Consider the following 15,151-nt stretch of genomic DNA (forward strand, 5'->3'; position numbering starts at 1 on the left):
ACGTATGGAAGTGAAGATGGTTAATCAAAAGCGATTTCGAACGCACCGGGAAGGATCACCTTGGGCGAGCGGTTTATTGCATGGTTTCTTCTTAGTGATGTGTGTGTTTTGTTTATTTCCGATTGTGCTGGTGCTAATCGCTTCTTTTACGGATGAGAGTATTCTGCGTACAGGCGGCTACACCTATTTTCCGAAAATATGGAGCACAGCCGCTTACCGCTATTTATTTATCGACATTCATCAATTATTTCGAGCGTACGGCGTGACCATTGTTATTACCGTGGGGGGGACTTTAACCAGCTTATTCATTTCAAGTTTAGTCGCGTACCCGATGTCCCGGCAGGATTTCCCGTATCGCAAGATACTGTCCTTTTATGTGTTTTTTACGATTTTATTAAATGGCGGTTTGGTCCCTTGGTATTTGGTCTATACCCAAATCATTGACTTGAGAGATACGATCTGGGCACTTATGATTCCGGGGCTGCTTATGAATGGATTTAATGTGCTGATCATGAGAACCTTTTTCTCGAACTCTGTTCCGCTTTCGGTAATTGAGTCTGCTCGTATTGACGGCGCTGGGGAATGGCGGATCTTTTTTCAACTCGTACTCCCGCTTTCGGTATCTGTGCTGGCAACGATTGGGATGTTCACCACGCTGGCTTATTGGAACGATTGGTTTAATGGATTGATTTTTATTAGCGATTCCAACTATTTCAGTGTTCAATACTTAATGACCAAAGCTTTATTGAATATTCAGTTCTTGTCCTCACATACGGAAAATGCGAATTCCGCCAAACTAATTTCGGAAATGCCCCAAAATTCCATCATCATGGCAATGGCGGTTATTGGCATAGGTCCTATTCTTATTTCTTATCCTTTTTTCCAGAAGTATTTGGTGAAAGGTCTCACTGTGGGCTCGGTTAAAGGCTAGTACTAGATTTAATGGAGGAGGTGATTCATCTAAGCCACGTAGGGGAAAAAGGCCAGTTGCACGACAAAAAAACATTCGGGGGAGACTTGGTCACAATGAAAAAGGTTATCGTAATGACGACGGCTATTCTCACATTAAGTACCGTAATAGCAGGCTGCAGTCATTCGGCGACGAAGGAGAATACAGCGAAAAACACTTCGGAAAGTACGAAGGATAAAGCTTCTTCTTCAAAACTGGATCCGTATAAGCTGACAATCGTTTACGCAACAGGGGCGGTTCCCAAGGACCTTAAAGCTGTGCAAGAGAAGATGAATGCGTATTTAACAGACAAAATTAACGCTACAGTTGAACTCAAGCCGATTGAGTGGGGAACTTGGATGGAGAAGACCAATCTGATGATTGCCACGAATGAGCAAATGGACGTGATGATGACGGCGGGCGGCCTTGGTTATTCGCAAAATGTAGCCAAAGGTGCATTCTTGCCTTTAGATGAGCTTGTTGCCAAATACGGGGCAGATGTAACGAAGGCTTTGCAGCCCCAGTTTCTGGACGGAACAAGGATTGGCGGGAAGATTTACGGACTTCCTACGAACAAAGAATTTGCCAGTGTAGACGGTATTTTATTCAATAAGGCATTAGTCGATAAATATAAATTTGATATCAGCAAGGTGAACAAACTTGAGGATTTGGAGCCTATGCTGCAAACGATTAAAGACAATGAACCAGGCATCGTTCCTTTCTTTGGGCAAGAGGGGCGCCAGATGAGCAATTTTGCCGTCAGTTCTTCGTCGTTCGATAATCTTGGCGATTATTTGGGCGGCTTGGACCGTTCCAGCAAAGAGTTGAAAGTGGTCGATATTTTTGAATCCAAAGTGTTCATGGACTATGCCAAGCTGGCACGCAAATGGTATCAGGCGAAGTATATGAATCTCGATGCGGCAACGGTCAAAGATTTTGGCGCTATGCAAGCTGGCAAGGCATTCGCGATGTATTCGGAGCTGAAACCTGGCAAAGATGCCGAAATGTCCTCAGCCTGGGGAGTTAAGGTCGTTCAGAAAGAAATGGTGAACACGCCGATTACGTTGAACACAACAGGAATTATGACGGCTATTCCCAGAACTTCGAAAGATCCCAACCGGGCTATGATGTTCCTAAACATGCTTTACGGCGATAAAACGCTGCTTAATCTGTTTGATTTCGGTGTTGAAGGAACCCATTATGTGAAAAAGGATGAGACAACGATCGATTTCCCTGCCGGAGTTGATGCGGCATCCGTTGGCTATAAAAACGAGCCTTGGATGTGGGGGAATCAAATGCTAACCTATTTATTCCCCAATGAAGATCCGAAGAAATGGGAGAAATTCAAAACATTCAACGAAACAGCCGACAAGTCGCCTGCGCTTGGATTTGCTTGGAATTCCGAATCTTTAACGCAGGAAGTGGCTGCCAGCAACAGCGTGCTCAAGCAATACCAACAGGCGATTATGTCCGGTTCCGTAGACCCTGAAGTGTATATTCCCAAAATGGTTGCTGCCCTGAAGAGCGCAGGCATTGACAAAATTATTGCAGAGAAACAAAAGCAATTGAATGAATGGAGCGCGACAGCCAAAAAGTAACTATTTGTTTAAGGGGGGCCTATTTGATTAGGTTCCCCACTTAACATACATCCCAGACCGCGCTTGAGCGCTAATTTGAAACGGGGGAATTTCATATGTTCATGATGAAGCGATTTTTATTGCTGTTTAGCTTGGTTGCCATGCTAGGCTTTCTAGGCGGATTGCAGGCGAAAGCCACAGGTGCAAATCTAGTCCATTCATGGTCTCCTCCATCAGGCACCGCAGCTAATTCGACATTCACGGTTCAGGTGAAACCATCGGATGAGGCAGCATGGATGAATCTCTATGAATACAATGTAAAAGTAGGTCATCAGGATGGCACGAATTTCGATTCATCGTATGTGAATTTTGATTTTTCCGGCTCATTAGACGTGAAAGTAACTTACAATCCGGGAACGATTAGCTCTTATAATATTACGCCTTCTTCCTATGGCATTCAGGCTGTCCAGACGGGGAATACACTCTCTTTCTCTGTGGTACAGGATAATCTTTCGCCACGTAAAATCGTTGTACGTATCAATAACAGCTGGGATACAGGCGTCTTGCATATCCTGACGAATCCGCTTGAGACTAATGCTCCGTCGCAAACGGCGTCCAATGTGTATCTCATCAATCCGGGAGATGCTATCCCCCTGGAGCTGCCAGCCGGCAAAGATACGTATTATTTTAAAGCTGGCGAGCACACGCTGCCCAAAGGTTCATGGGCGGAAGTTGATCTTGGCGCTGTCTATGCGATCGATAAGATTGGTCTTGAGCAGGCGCCTTTATACACTAATGGCCCTGAGTACCCGAATAAGTTTATCGTTGAATCCAAAGTAAATGCGGGCGACGCTTACACGACGGCCTATGACGGGACAAGCAACAGCCTTCTGGGATCGATTACCAAGAGCTTTCCGGCCAAAAATGCGAGATATGTGAGGCTGCGGCTGCTCGGAAGCAATGTGACTTTGGGGTATTTATTTAGCAGTACTGTGACCGAATTCAAGGTTATGCAAGCTGGCGGCACAACGAATTTAGCTTTGAATCATGGGATAGCCGGAGCTTTCCCCAGCTATACGCAATTATTCGACGGCAATTCGCTGACTCAATTTGGCACAAAAAAGGGATATGGCAACTGGCACCCGGGAGAGTCGTTCTATATTTCCAAGAATAATACGACGGTCTACCTGCAGCCAGGTGCAGTTGTACATGGATCCATTTCATCTGACGGCGTAAGCAATGTGACCATTAAAGGCCGTGGCATTCTCGATGGAAGCCTGCTGCAGCATGCGAACCCAAGCCCTGGGGAAGGACGAACAGGCGCTATTTGGCTGAATAATGGAAGCGACAATACGATCGAAGGCATTACGATTCAAGACGCCTGCATGTGGACGGTCGTGATGAATTTCTCAACAAGGCCTACAGTTAGAAACGTCAATATTATCACTTACGTGGCGAATGCAGACGGCATTCATTTGTCCGGCAGCACGAACGGGCTGGTGACGGGTTCATTCGTAAGAACGCCGGACGATAATATTGTCATGTACCACTATGGTCCAACCTCATTGAACACCGTCCAGAATAGTGTTCTGTGGGGAGATGACGCACATACCCTGCTCATCGGTTTGGGAACGGAGCCCAATGCCAATATCACCGATTTAACATTTCAAAATTTGGATGTCCTTGCCCAACAGGGGGTTGTGGATCTTACTAAATTTAACGGTGTCATGAAGTTATGGCCCAATGGCGGCAATGAAATTAAAAATGTCTTATTCAAAGATATTCGGATAGAAGCCTTCCGGGACCCTGCCAAATCCGTCGTGTTTCAATTCCGAACCGATGAACGGTTTGCTGGAGAAGGCAATGGCCGAATTTCAAACGTCACGCTGGATAACATCACCTATAAGGGGAGCGGGGAATTGACATCGTTATTGTCCGGCGCGGGCAGCAGCAATGATGTCAAAGATATCTATATCAACAACTATACAAGAAATGGGAGCCTAGTTACGGATCAAGCATCCGGCAATATCACGAGTGCGGGGAGTGTATCGAATATTAACTATTCCTATACAGCCAATTTCAATAGCGATGTGGCGGGAAGCGCCCCTACAGGCTGGACGAGCAGCCCGGGAGTAACGGTTCAGCCTGATCCGAGCGCGAGCGACCAAAGCGTCCGTATGAGCAAGACGACAAGCGCCGCCATCAGCAGTTCCAAATCCTTACCTCCAACATCCGGTATTGTGACTGTGCAAGCCAAAATGAAAATCGTCGACAAAACCAACTGGAAATCGCTAGCTGTTATGAACGCTTCTGGGACGGAGCTGATGCAGGTTGGTTTTGACTCGGCAGGCAACATCTACAGCAATAATGGTACGGTCTGGACTGCTTTTATGCCGTACAGTACCAATCAATGGTATGACATCAAAATAGAATTAAACACCGCAACAGATCGATATAATCTCTTTATTGATGGCGTTCTTAAAGCGTCCAACCAGTCATTTGAAGTATCGACTGACCATGTTGGCGCTGTCATGTTTACATCCGGTGAGGCTGCCGCAGGAACGTATTATTTTGATCAAGTGAAGGTATCTTTCCTACCTACGATTCTTGATAGCGATTTCAACTCGGATACAATCGGAAACGCGCCAAGCGGGTGGGCCAGCACATCGGGAGCCACTGTAGAGGCAGTACCGAGTACGATGGATAAAAGCGTGAAAATGCTCAAGACGACAAGCAGCATCGTCAATTCGTATAAGTCCATAAGCGCTATGTCCGGCATCGTGACGGTACAAGCCAGAATGAACATAGCCAACAAAACCAACTGGAAATCGCTGGCGGTATACAACTCCGCAGGCACGGAGCTTACCCAAGTTGGCTTCGATAGCGGCGGAAATGTATACAGCAACAACGGGAATGTCTGGACAGCGTTAATGCCTTACAACATCAATCAATGGTACGATGTGAAGCTCATGATCAATACGAGTACGGACACTTTTGATTTGTACGTCGATAATGTACGGATCAATGCGAATAAATCGCTGGAGTCCGCCACCAATGATATAGGCAGAGTAGGTTTTGTGTCGTCCGAATCTCCTGTAGGCGGAATCTTTTATTTTGACAATGTAATCATTGCTAATTAGCCATAAGCTGCAATCATACTCAGGTTTCACAGGAGGAATAATGTCCAATATTGTTCATACATGGTCCCCACCGGCAGGAACTGCGATGAATCCTACCTTCACGGTTCAGATTAAGCCATCGAATGAGACGGAGTGGACCGATTTATTCGTTTACAATGTTAGTTTAGGTCATCAAGATGGAACGAAGTTTGATTCTTCCATGGTGATTTTCGACTTCTCCGGCACGATAGATGTTAACGTCGCTTATCATGGGGGAACGGTTAATTGCTGCGATATCAGGCCCAATTCCTATGGCATTGATGCTGTGCAAGTGGAGAATACCCTTACCTTTTCAACCACACAAAACGATGATTCACCACGTAAAATTGTCATTCGCCTCAACGACAGCTGGAATACGGAAAACCTGCATATCCTAACGAATCCATTGGAGACGGATGTGCCTTCGGAATGTGCTCCCAATGTTCACCTCATTTATCCAGGGGATGCGATTCCTTTGCAATTGCCTGTGGGGAAAGATACGTATTATTTTAAACCTGGACGGCATACCTTGCCGCAAGGTTCTTGGCTGGAGGTTGATCTTGGCGCTGAGTATGTGATTGATCGATTTGATCTCAGGCAGACGATATTAAAAATGCAAGGATTAGGCATGGAGCCTCTCTCGTACCCGAACAAGTTTGTAGTAGAAACGAAAGTGCAGACGGATGATCCTTATACCCTTGCCTATGATGGTACCAAGAATACGGATACGGGATATTTGACGAGAACCTTTAATCCAAAGAAAGCCAGATATGTGCGGCTCATGCTACTTGGAAGCAACGTTGCTTCCGGTTGGGTGTTCAGCAATTCAATCGGCGAGTTCAAAGTTTATGAAGCGGGCGGTACTGTGAATCTGGCGCTGAATCGCGCAATCGCGGGAGCAATGCCCAGCTACATCCATGCCGTTGACGGAAATGAGCATACCGGTTATGAGACAAGTTCCAATTATGGGAACTGGCATTCGGGTGAATCTTTCTTTATTTCCCAAAATGATACGACGGTTTACTTGGCGCCTGGCGCTGTTTGTTACGGGTCTATTTCGTCTGACGAAGTGGATCGTGTAACCATAAGGGGCCGCGGCATTCTCGATGGCAGTCAATTGCAGCATACTAATCCGAATCCCGGCGAAGGCAGGACGGGCGCTATTTGGCTAAGCAGCGGATGTGATAATCTCGTGGAGGGAATTACGATTATAGATCCAACCATGTGGGCAGTGGTGATGAATTTTTCCACAAGACCGGTTGTCAGAAACATTCATATTATTGCTTATGAAGTGAATGCGGATGGCATTCATTTTAGTGGATCGAGCCATGGGCTAATTACGGGTGTATTTATTCGAACGCCTGATGATGATATCGTGATGTATCATTATGGCAAGACGTCCTTGAATACGGTGCAAAATAGTGTGCTGTGGGGAGATGACGCGCATACGATTCTCATAGGTCTGGGAAGTGTAGCCGATGCCCACATTTCAGATTTGACGTTTCAAAATATCGATGTCCTGAATCAACAAGGGGTGTATATCCTCGATAAGTTCACAGGCGTGCTGAAGTTATGGGCAAATGGAGGGAACCATATTCGAAATATCGTATTCAAAGATATAAGAATAGACGCTTTTAGAGATCCCTATAAAGCTGCCGTGTTTCAATTCCGGACGGATGAACGGTTTCCTGGAGATTGGGATGGGGGAATAATCCAAAACATTACGCTGGATAACGTCACCTATCAGGGTAGCGGGGAGCAGAAGGCTTTATTAAAGGGTGTAAATCAGGTGTCGTATGTGAAGGATGTTTATTTTACAAATTATAAAAGGCAAGACATACTGGTTACAGATACCATTTCCGGGCATATTGATGTGCAGGATCATGTTTCGAATATTTATTTCGGGACAAGGCCCTCGTAAGGTCAGGCCGATTGGCAATTGGCACCACACTATTATAGCAAACGAAAAGCCTGGTCCAAGTGGGACTAGGCTTTTTGCGCATTGCTTATTAGGATTCTTGATTTTGCGAATTGCTGCTGGAGGATTGATTTTCTTTAAATGCCTCTGCGGCTTCCTCTGCGGAAAACTCGGTATCATCTTGTCCTGGGACAGGCAGTTTGTTTAACTCCGTTGATTGTACTTCCGCTTTGCTTGCTTGATTGTTTTGGTTAGTCATATGCTACCTCCTTCTTTAAAATAACAACAAGGGATAGTGTGCCACCGTATAAAAAAATTATACTAATTGAGGAAAAAAATAGGGAGAACAACTGGCTGTGTCGATTTCCCTGTCAGCCGTTCGTCGTCATTATATAAGCACGAATTGTTACAATCCAAGGAGGCATACTCATGTATTCAGCAACTTCTAAAGACGGTACTACAATCACTTATGACAAAGTAGGGAAAGGGCGGGCGCTCATCTTGGTAGGGGGTGCTTTCAGCTACCGGAAATTCCCTGCGATGGTGCAATTGGCTGATAGGTTGGCGGAGCACTTCACGGTGTACAACTACGATCGCCGCGGCCGTGGCGATAGCGGGGACACGCAGCCTTATGACACAGCGCGCGAGATTGAAGATCTGGATGCGATGATTGATGCAGCGGGCGGATCGGCTTATGTTTGGGGGTTGTCTTCCGGGGCGGTTCTTGCCTTGCAGGCATCGGCGAAGGGCTCCAACATTGCGAAGCTGGCTCTGTATGAACCTCCTTTTGTGGTCGATGCGGCAGATCGCAAGCCTCCGGAAGATTTCGTGTGGTACGTTAAAGAGCTTATTGCAGGTAATCGCCGGGCGGATGCCATCAAGTATTTTATGACAAAAGGGATGGGGGCGCCTTCGTTCGTTGTTGGCTTGATGCGCATGATGCCAGGCGTGTGGTCTAACCTTAGGGCTGTTGCTCATACACTCCCCTACGACGCAGCATTATTGGATGGCTTTATGCATGGAAAGCCGCTCCCTTCTCAGCTCTGGCGCACCGTTGTGGTGCCAACCTTGGTGCTTGAGGGTACCGAAAGTCCGGTTTCACTGCGACGAGGTGCCGCGGCTCTGGCTAATGTGCTGCCCAACGCGCAGCTGTTGAGTAAAAAGGGACTTGGACATACCAAGAAGCTCGATACCAAACGAATTTCAGCAGAGCTTGTTTTATTTTTTAAGAGTAATCACTAGTCACTAGTGAACGATGGAGATAGAAAGGAAGATTACTATGCAAAAGACGTATGCAAAAAATAGTCGTGCTAGCTTAATTAGGCTGCTCTTGATTGGCGGGGTCGTGTCCGCGCCTTTGTTCTATGCGATAGTCGCAGCTCAAGTGTTTACACGCGCGGGGTTTGATATTAGGCGCCACGCCATCAGTACGTTGACTTTAGGTGATTTGGGATGGATTCAAAGCGCGGCTTTCATCTTCAGCGGGCTGCTCGCAGTGGCGGCGGCTGTTGGCATACGCGCCTTGCTGCGAGGCAGGAAGGGCGGAACGTGGGGGCCGATGCTCATTGGCATCTATGGCCTAGGTATGGCAATGGCGGGCATTTTTCGCCCGGATCCTGGTCTCGGTTTTCCCGTAGGAGCCCCTGCGGGTATGCCAACAACGATGAGCGGGGAAGCGAGCTTGCATTCATTGGCTTTCTTTGCAGCGTTCTTATGCCTAATAGCGGCATGCGTCGTCTTTGCTCGCCGGTTCGCGGCGCAAGGGGAACGTGGCTGGGGAGTCTACTGCATGGCGACAGCTAGCATTTCGCCTTTGCTCATTGTAGTAGGAATGGGTATGAGCAGCTGGATCGGGGTCATCATGGGGAGCGCTGGAATCGTTTCTTTCGGATGGGTATCCGCTCTCGCCGTGCGACTGCGCGCTGAAGCATCCGTTGTGTGAGGCATAGGCATCGGCGAATCGCGGGGTGGGGCTGAACGGAACGTCTCCTTTAGCACCGTGTTTATACAGCGCTATGGCTTCCAGCTCGCAAGGGCGCATGGTCACTGCATGGGAAAGCCTGCAAAAGTGCAGGCTTTTTCAACGAAACAGGGTGGAAAATGGAAAAAGCCTGCGATTATGCAGGCTTTTCAAGCTTTTTCATCCTGAAATCAAGAAAAGGCTCCGAAAGGATGCATAATCGCAGGAATTTCCTGATTTAGGTTGTTTCACGGACGAAAGGATGCATAATCGCAGGAATTTCTCTAGTCGGTTACTTCAATAGGCCGGGCTGAGGTCTTTTGGCGAACAGCGGCCTGCAGGTGGGGCGCAAGGCAACATCCAAATCATCACGCAAGTGCATGAATGAATAAGAAAAGGGCTGTCCTCAAGCAGAATTATCTGCTTAGGGAACAGCCCTATTCATCTACAACAGGACAGGCTGGCCTTCTTGGATAGAGCGATATCCAGCCAACGCGACTGCCGCTGAGCGCAAGCCATCTTCGCCGGAGATGGGAACCGCTTCGCCGCTGAGAAGCGCTTGCACGAAGGCTTGGATCATGTAGGCATCCATGTTGTCTCCCCAATAATCCCACTGGCCTTTGCCGGCAGCGCTGCTGTAAAGTTCGTTCTTCTGTGCGAGTCCATCGACAGAAATGACGCCTTTGGTTCCGATGATCTCCATCGTCACATCTCCCCATGTCGGGAACGGTGCGGTCCTGGACCAACTCGTATCCAGTACGCCAAATGCGCCGTTTGCGAATTTGACATGAATCATACCGGCATCGTCCACTTCAAGGTTTTCATGAAATAAAGCCGCCGCGTAAGCGTAAACTTCTTTCACCTGAGAGCCAGTGAACCAATTCATTAGATCCATGACATGTACCGTATGGTCCAATAGTGCGCCGCCGCCAGAGAGCTTCGGATCGACGAACCAACCGCCAGGGAAGGTGCCCCGGTTCGTTCCCTTGATCGCGACAATCTCGCCGATTTCTCCGTCTTCGACCGCTTTCTTGGCCTGCACGACGGCTGCCAGATAGCGGCATGGGAATGCCGTCATCAGCTGGACATTGTTCTCCTGACATGCTGACAGCATGGCCTGCATCTCCTCTGTCGTTATACCGAGCGGTTTTTCGCAGAGTATATGCTTGCCTCGTTTGGCGGCTTCGATCGTGATCTCGGCATGATAAACATTTTCTGAACAGATGACGACAGCGTCAATATCAGCAGCAAGCAATTCCCGATAATCCTCGTAATAGGACAATGGATACTGGTTTAAGAGAGAATCCACCCGGCTTTTGAGAGGATCAGCAATTCCTACAAGCTCTACCTCAGGCAAAGAAAGCAGGGCATGGAAGTAAGAGAAAGCGTGACCATGCGCAAAGCTAATCATACCAACTTTAAGTTTATTCATTGTACGTGCCTCCTCATGGTTATGCGTTTGAGCTAAAAGATTTATTTGGTAAGCGGTAGATGAACGGCCTTGCCCGTTTGCACGCTTTCAATCGCGGCAAGCGCCAATTCCAAGGCTTTGTAGGCATCTCTTGCGGTCACGATGGCTTCCGAACCTGTGAGAATGCTCGTGATGAAGTGCTGCAGCTCCAGCTCATAGGGACTTTGGAAGCCCGGGCTTTCAGGGATAGTTACGAAGGCGCTTGCTGCTGAGGCGGAAGGAGCCTTTTGAATCTTCAGAGAGCTGCTGTTCAAGCTATTGGCGATCACGATGCCTGCGTTTCCGGCAATCTCGGCTTTCGTCTGGAACGGTCCGGGGAACCCCCAGTTCGCTTCGACGTTGGCAACAGCCCCACTTGCGAATTGCAAGGTCACTAGCGCATAATCCAGCTGATCGTTGCAATGATTTAATCCGTAAACGGTTGTGACTTCGCCAAGCGTCCATCTCAAAAAGTCCAAATCGTGGATCATCAGATCAACAATAACGCCGCCGCTTTGATCAAAATCTTTAAACCATGCTTTCGTATCCCCAGGATGGGACCCAATCCGGCTGGCGTGAGCGACGCAGGCCTTGCCTATTTTACCTTCGTCCAGGGAACGTTTCATATTGACATAATCCGGGAAGAAGCGAACGACATGTCCAACGAACAAGCGAACCCCGTTTTCTTCACAGCAGCGAATCATCTCCTCGGCATCTTCAAGATGGAGGGCAATGGGTTTCTCACAAATGACGTGTTTTCCGGCTTTAGCCGCCTTGATCGTATATTCTTTGTGCAAAAAGCTTGGCACTGCAATGCTGATCACATCAAATTCAGCCTGCTCCAACATCTGCTCGAAGGATAGGTAAGCAGGAGCCCCTGTAATTTCAGACAAATCATGGGCAAGCTGGAGTTGTAGATCACAAACACCTGTCAATTCTACATCCTTCATCTTGGCATAGATGCTTGCATGGACACGTCCCAATCCGCCGCAACCTAATACAGCTACTTTCATCGATACATCTCCTTCATTTGCTATATACCTGCTTATAAAAGAATGATACAGTCGAAATAGACGTTACGTATATGCGGTTATTTATCCGATTTATATCCATATTTACTCTTGAGAAAATAGCGAGGTTGTCACCGTGGAAATATTCCAAGAACCGATCCATTATCAGAACCCTCAGTTGTGTATGAAAGTATGGAAATTTACGCATATCGAATATGGACAAGAAAACTTTCAGAAATGGCATTATCATAAAGAGGTTGAGTTTATCCTTGTGCTGGAAGGTGTGCATAGGATGTATACGCCGACGCAGACGTACCAACTGAATCCGGGAGAGGTCGTGGTAATCGGCTCCTCCCAGCTTCACCGAGGTTTTGGACTTCAAGGGCAGCAAGTCACCTATCTCGTGCTTCATGTGGACCTTGAACCTTATTTCGATCCGGCGATGATGCACTATACAAGACATTTCATGGAAGTGCTGAATCCACTGGAAGACTTGAATTATATATTTCGCAAATTCCCGCACGTGCAGAAAGAGGTTGCTTCGATTCTGCTGGGCATTCACGAGGAAGTCATGCAGAAGCAGAAAGGCTATGAAATTGCAGTCAGCATGCACATCAAACATTTGCTGCTAACGCTGCTTCGCAATGACGAACAGGAGCTTTTGCTCGCGCATGAGTATGTCGATGCGGATGTTTTTCGCCCGGTTTCCGCCTACATTGAGGAGCATCTTGCCGAGAAAATCAATATGGCGGAAGTAAGCCGGACTGTGGGGATGAGCTATGCGTATTTCTCCAAATATTTTAAGAAAAAGGTGGGCATCTCTTTCACAGATTTCGTCAATCGCAAACGAATCGCCAAAGCGGAGAGAATGCTCGCAATCGGAAACAAAAATGTAACAGATATTGCGGTGGAAGTAGGCATTGAAAACATGGCCCATTTTTATGAATTATTCAAGCGGTTTAGCGGCTGCACACCTAGGCAGTATAAACAGAAGATGCGGTACGGAGAAGCGCGGGAGTTGTAAGGATTTGGGGACTGTTGAGGGGAAGAGAGTTCGTTAAGCACTCGTTATGGCACAGAAGCCATAAGGGGTGTTTTTGTTTCCCTATTCGAAGGAGATACAGGGGCTTGCATGCTGCGGTCATTTGACAACAAGTGGAACAACATTTATAGTTAAGTTAACTAAACTAAACTTATGTGTTTTCAGGAGGAATGACATGCTAGCCGAATATCGAAGAATCGTGAACGAGTTGAATGATGCGTTTAACGAGTTTTATGTGTTATCTAACAAAAATGCGAAGAAGATTGACGAGTATCATTTAACCTTTCAGCAAGAAGTGATGATGCTTTATATTATGCGAAATGAGCGGATTACAGCCAATGACATCGCGGCCAAATTCGAAATAACCAAAAGTGCGGTCAGCCAAGTTATATCGAAATTAGAAGCAAGACATTTTATTGTTCGTGAAAGCAATCCAAGCAATCGCCGGGAATTCTACATCATTCTTGGGGAGGAAGGCCATAAATACGCCGAGTTAATAAAAAATTTGGATGAAACGTTAATTAGGAAATACTACTCTCAAATTGATATTGCAGATCTGCAGCACATGACCCAGACGATGAAAAAAATTAACGAGGTCATCATCGAGCATAAAGAAAACGAATGAAAGCAGCTTCCGCCAAGAAGCTAGGTGAGGAACATCATGAGTATGCTTCGTAAAGAAAAAATGTCTTTAGCTTTAGTGTTATTTAATTTATTTATTGCATTTGTGGGAATTGGTTTAGCTGTTCCTGTTATGCCTTCGCTGGCTAGAGAGCTGGATTTAAGCGGGGAGCAAATGGGCTACCTAATTTCCGCTTTTGCATTTGCCCAACTGCTAGCCTCTCCAATTACCGGCGTTTGGGTAGATACCATTGGCAGGAAGAAAATGATCGTTATGGGGCTGTTCCTTTTTTCTTTCTCAGAAGTTTTATTTGGAATTGGCAATCAAGTATGGGTACTCTTTCTATCGAGAATATTGGGGGGAATTAGCGACGCCTTCATTATGCCGGCCGTTACGGCTTTCATAGCAGACCGAACCTCATTGGAGGATAGGGCTAAAGTATTAGGATATCAAGCTGCCGCCATTAGCGGGGGATTCATTATTGGTCCTGGCATCGGTGGGTTTATAGCTGATTTGGGCATTCGTGCGCCTTTCTTTTTTGCCGCTGCCTTTGCTTTAGTTGCTGCACTCATTTCGGTATTTATCCTCAAAGAACCCTTGTCCAGAGAGCAGCTGGAGAATAATAGAAAAAGAAAAAAACAAGTCAGTTTCTTAGCTGAAATTAAGAAGTCGTTCCAGCCTATTTACTTTGTACCGCTGGTGATCGTGTTTGTGCTGGCTTTTGGATTGGCGGCTTATGAAATGATGTTTAGCTTATTTGTGGATCGGAAGTTCGGTTTTACCGCCAAACAGATCGCCGTCATTATTACCGTAGGCTCCATTATGGGAGTGGTCGCGCAAATTATGTTTTTTGGGAAGCTGATCGAAAAATTCGGTGAGAGAAAAATGATTCACGGCACACTGATGACGGCGGCTATTTTTATTTTTGCTTCTGTATTCGTTAGCAGCTATTGGAGTATCCTGGTCGTGACGTGCATTGTCTTTTTTGCTTGTGATTTACTGCGGCCCTCTGTGACAACACTGCTTTCCAAATTGGCTGGTGAAAATCAAGGATTCGTTGCAGGCATGAATTCTACCTATACAAGTCTAGGCATTATTATTGGGCCGGCTTTGGGAGGCATCTTATTTGATATCAACATTAACTTCCCGTATATAGGTGCCGCGGTAATTCTGTTGGCTGCTTTTACGATGTCTGTTTTGTGGAAAAGTAAGGCGAGGGTTAAGACTTGATGGAAGGCTGAGTTGCCGGGGGAAAAGGAAGCATGGCCACGCGAAAAAGTCCGCATGGCCGTGAAAGCCAGCTGAGCCTGCCAAAAAGAGACTGTCGAACAACTCAAATCAATTCCCTATAATATTGAATTTTTAGTATAATAAAGAAAAACCATGTAGCGAGGGATGGAAAGTGTCCATACAAAATGAGGATGAAAAACAATTAACCATTGAAAATCTTGGAGTTCGCCCTGCT

The 15,151-nt window shown here is 46.7% G+C and carries 12 protein-coding genes; 9 read left to right on the top strand and 3 right to left on the bottom strand.

The annotated features are described in order from the left end of the window. Positions 1 to 4 precede the first annotated feature (4 nt). From HQN90_RS29950 to HQN90_RS29965, 4 genes are all read left to right on the top strand, one after another. Positions 5 to 931: a carbohydrate ABC transporter permease gene (locus HQN90_RS29950; RefSeq protein ID WP_246362909.1), complete on the top strand. Its 927-nt coding sequence runs from the start codon at positions 5 to 7 to the stop codon at positions 929 to 931. Positions 932 to 1,026: 95 nt separating this feature from the next. Then, on the top strand, positions 1,027 to 2,547 hold the full coding sequence (locus HQN90_RS29955; RefSeq protein WP_173226010.1) for an ABC transporter substrate-binding protein: 1,521 nt from the start codon (positions 1,027 to 1,029) through the stop codon (positions 2,545 to 2,547). Between the two features lie 95 nt (positions 2,548 to 2,642). Then, positions 2,643 to 5,666 (top strand): glycosyl hydrolase family 28 protein, encoded by a 3,024-nt coding sequence (locus HQN90_RS29960; RefSeq protein WP_173226012.1) that lies wholly within the window; start codon positions 2,643 to 2,645, stop codon positions 5,664 to 5,666. Positions 5,667 to 5,706: 40 nt separating this feature from the next. After that, on the top strand, positions 5,707 to 7,605 hold the full coding sequence (locus tag HQN90_RS29965) for a glycosyl hydrolase family 28 protein (protein ID WP_173226014.1): 1,899 nt from the start codon (positions 5,707 to 5,709) through the stop codon (positions 7,603 to 7,605). Positions 7,606 to 7,693: 88 nt separating this feature from the next. Here the strand turns inward: HQN90_RS29965 and HQN90_RS29970 are convergent, their stop codons facing one another. Beyond that, positions 7,694 to 7,861, bottom strand: a complete 168-nt coding sequence (locus tag HQN90_RS29970; protein WP_167388030.1) for a hypothetical protein — start codon at positions 7,859 to 7,861, stop codon at positions 7,694 to 7,696. A gap of 170 nt (positions 7,862 to 8,031) precedes the next feature. Here HQN90_RS29970 and HQN90_RS29975 point away from each other — a divergent pair, with 170 nt between their 5' ends. Both HQN90_RS29975 and HQN90_RS29980 read left to right on the top strand, forming a co-directional pair. Beyond that, positions 8,032 to 8,844 carry an alpha/beta fold hydrolase gene (locus HQN90_RS29975; protein WP_173226017.1) on the top strand — a complete coding sequence of 271 codons (813 nt, stop codon included), beginning with the start codon at positions 8,032 to 8,034 and terminating at the stop codon, positions 8,842 to 8,844. A gap of 37 nt (positions 8,845 to 8,881) precedes the next feature. After that, positions 8,882 to 9,544 (top strand): DUF998 domain-containing protein, encoded by a 663-nt coding sequence (locus HQN90_RS29980; protein ID WP_173226019.1) that lies wholly within the window; start codon positions 8,882 to 8,884, stop codon positions 9,542 to 9,544. Positions 9,545 to 10,007: 463 nt separating this feature from the next. Here the strand turns inward: HQN90_RS29980 and HQN90_RS29985 are convergent, their stop codons facing one another. Further along, positions 10,008 to 10,994: a Gfo/Idh/MocA family protein gene (locus tag HQN90_RS29985; protein WP_173226021.1), complete on the bottom strand. Its 987-nt coding sequence runs from the start codon at positions 10,992 to 10,994 to the stop codon at positions 10,008 to 10,010. Positions 10,995 to 11,035: 41 nt separating this feature from the next. Beyond that, entirely contained in the window at positions 11,036 to 12,025 is a 990-nt protein-coding gene (locus HQN90_RS29990) for a Gfo/Idh/MocA family protein (protein WP_173226023.1), read from the bottom strand. Positions 12,026 to 12,158: 133 nt separating this feature from the next. On the opposite strand from HQN90_RS29990, the gene HQN90_RS29995 reads away from it, so the two are divergent. The 3 genes from HQN90_RS29995 (at position 12,159) to HQN90_RS30005 (ending at position 14,916) form a co-directional block, all read left to right on the top strand. Next, positions 12,159 to 13,046, top strand: coding sequence for a helix-turn-helix domain-containing protein (locus HQN90_RS29995; RefSeq protein WP_173226025.1), 888 nt, complete (start codon positions 12,159 to 12,161; stop codon positions 13,044 to 13,046). Between the two features lie 193 nt (positions 13,047 to 13,239). After that, positions 13,240 to 13,689 carry a MarR family winged helix-turn-helix transcriptional regulator gene (locus HQN90_RS30000; protein ID WP_173226027.1) on the top strand — a complete coding sequence of 150 codons (450 nt, stop codon included), beginning with the start codon at positions 13,240 to 13,242 and terminating at the stop codon, positions 13,687 to 13,689. Positions 13,690 to 13,725: 36 nt separating this feature from the next. After that, positions 13,726 to 14,916 carry an MFS transporter gene (locus tag HQN90_RS30005; protein ID WP_173226029.1) on the top strand — a complete coding sequence of 397 codons (1,191 nt, stop codon included), beginning with the start codon at positions 13,726 to 13,728 and terminating at the stop codon, positions 14,914 to 14,916. Positions 14,917 to 15,151: the final 235 nt, after the last annotated feature.

It is taken from the genome of Paenibacillus alba, assembly GCF_013204855.1.
Lineage (GTDB): Bacteria > Bacillota > Bacilli > Paenibacillales > NBRC-103111 > Paenibacillus_E > Paenibacillus_E alba.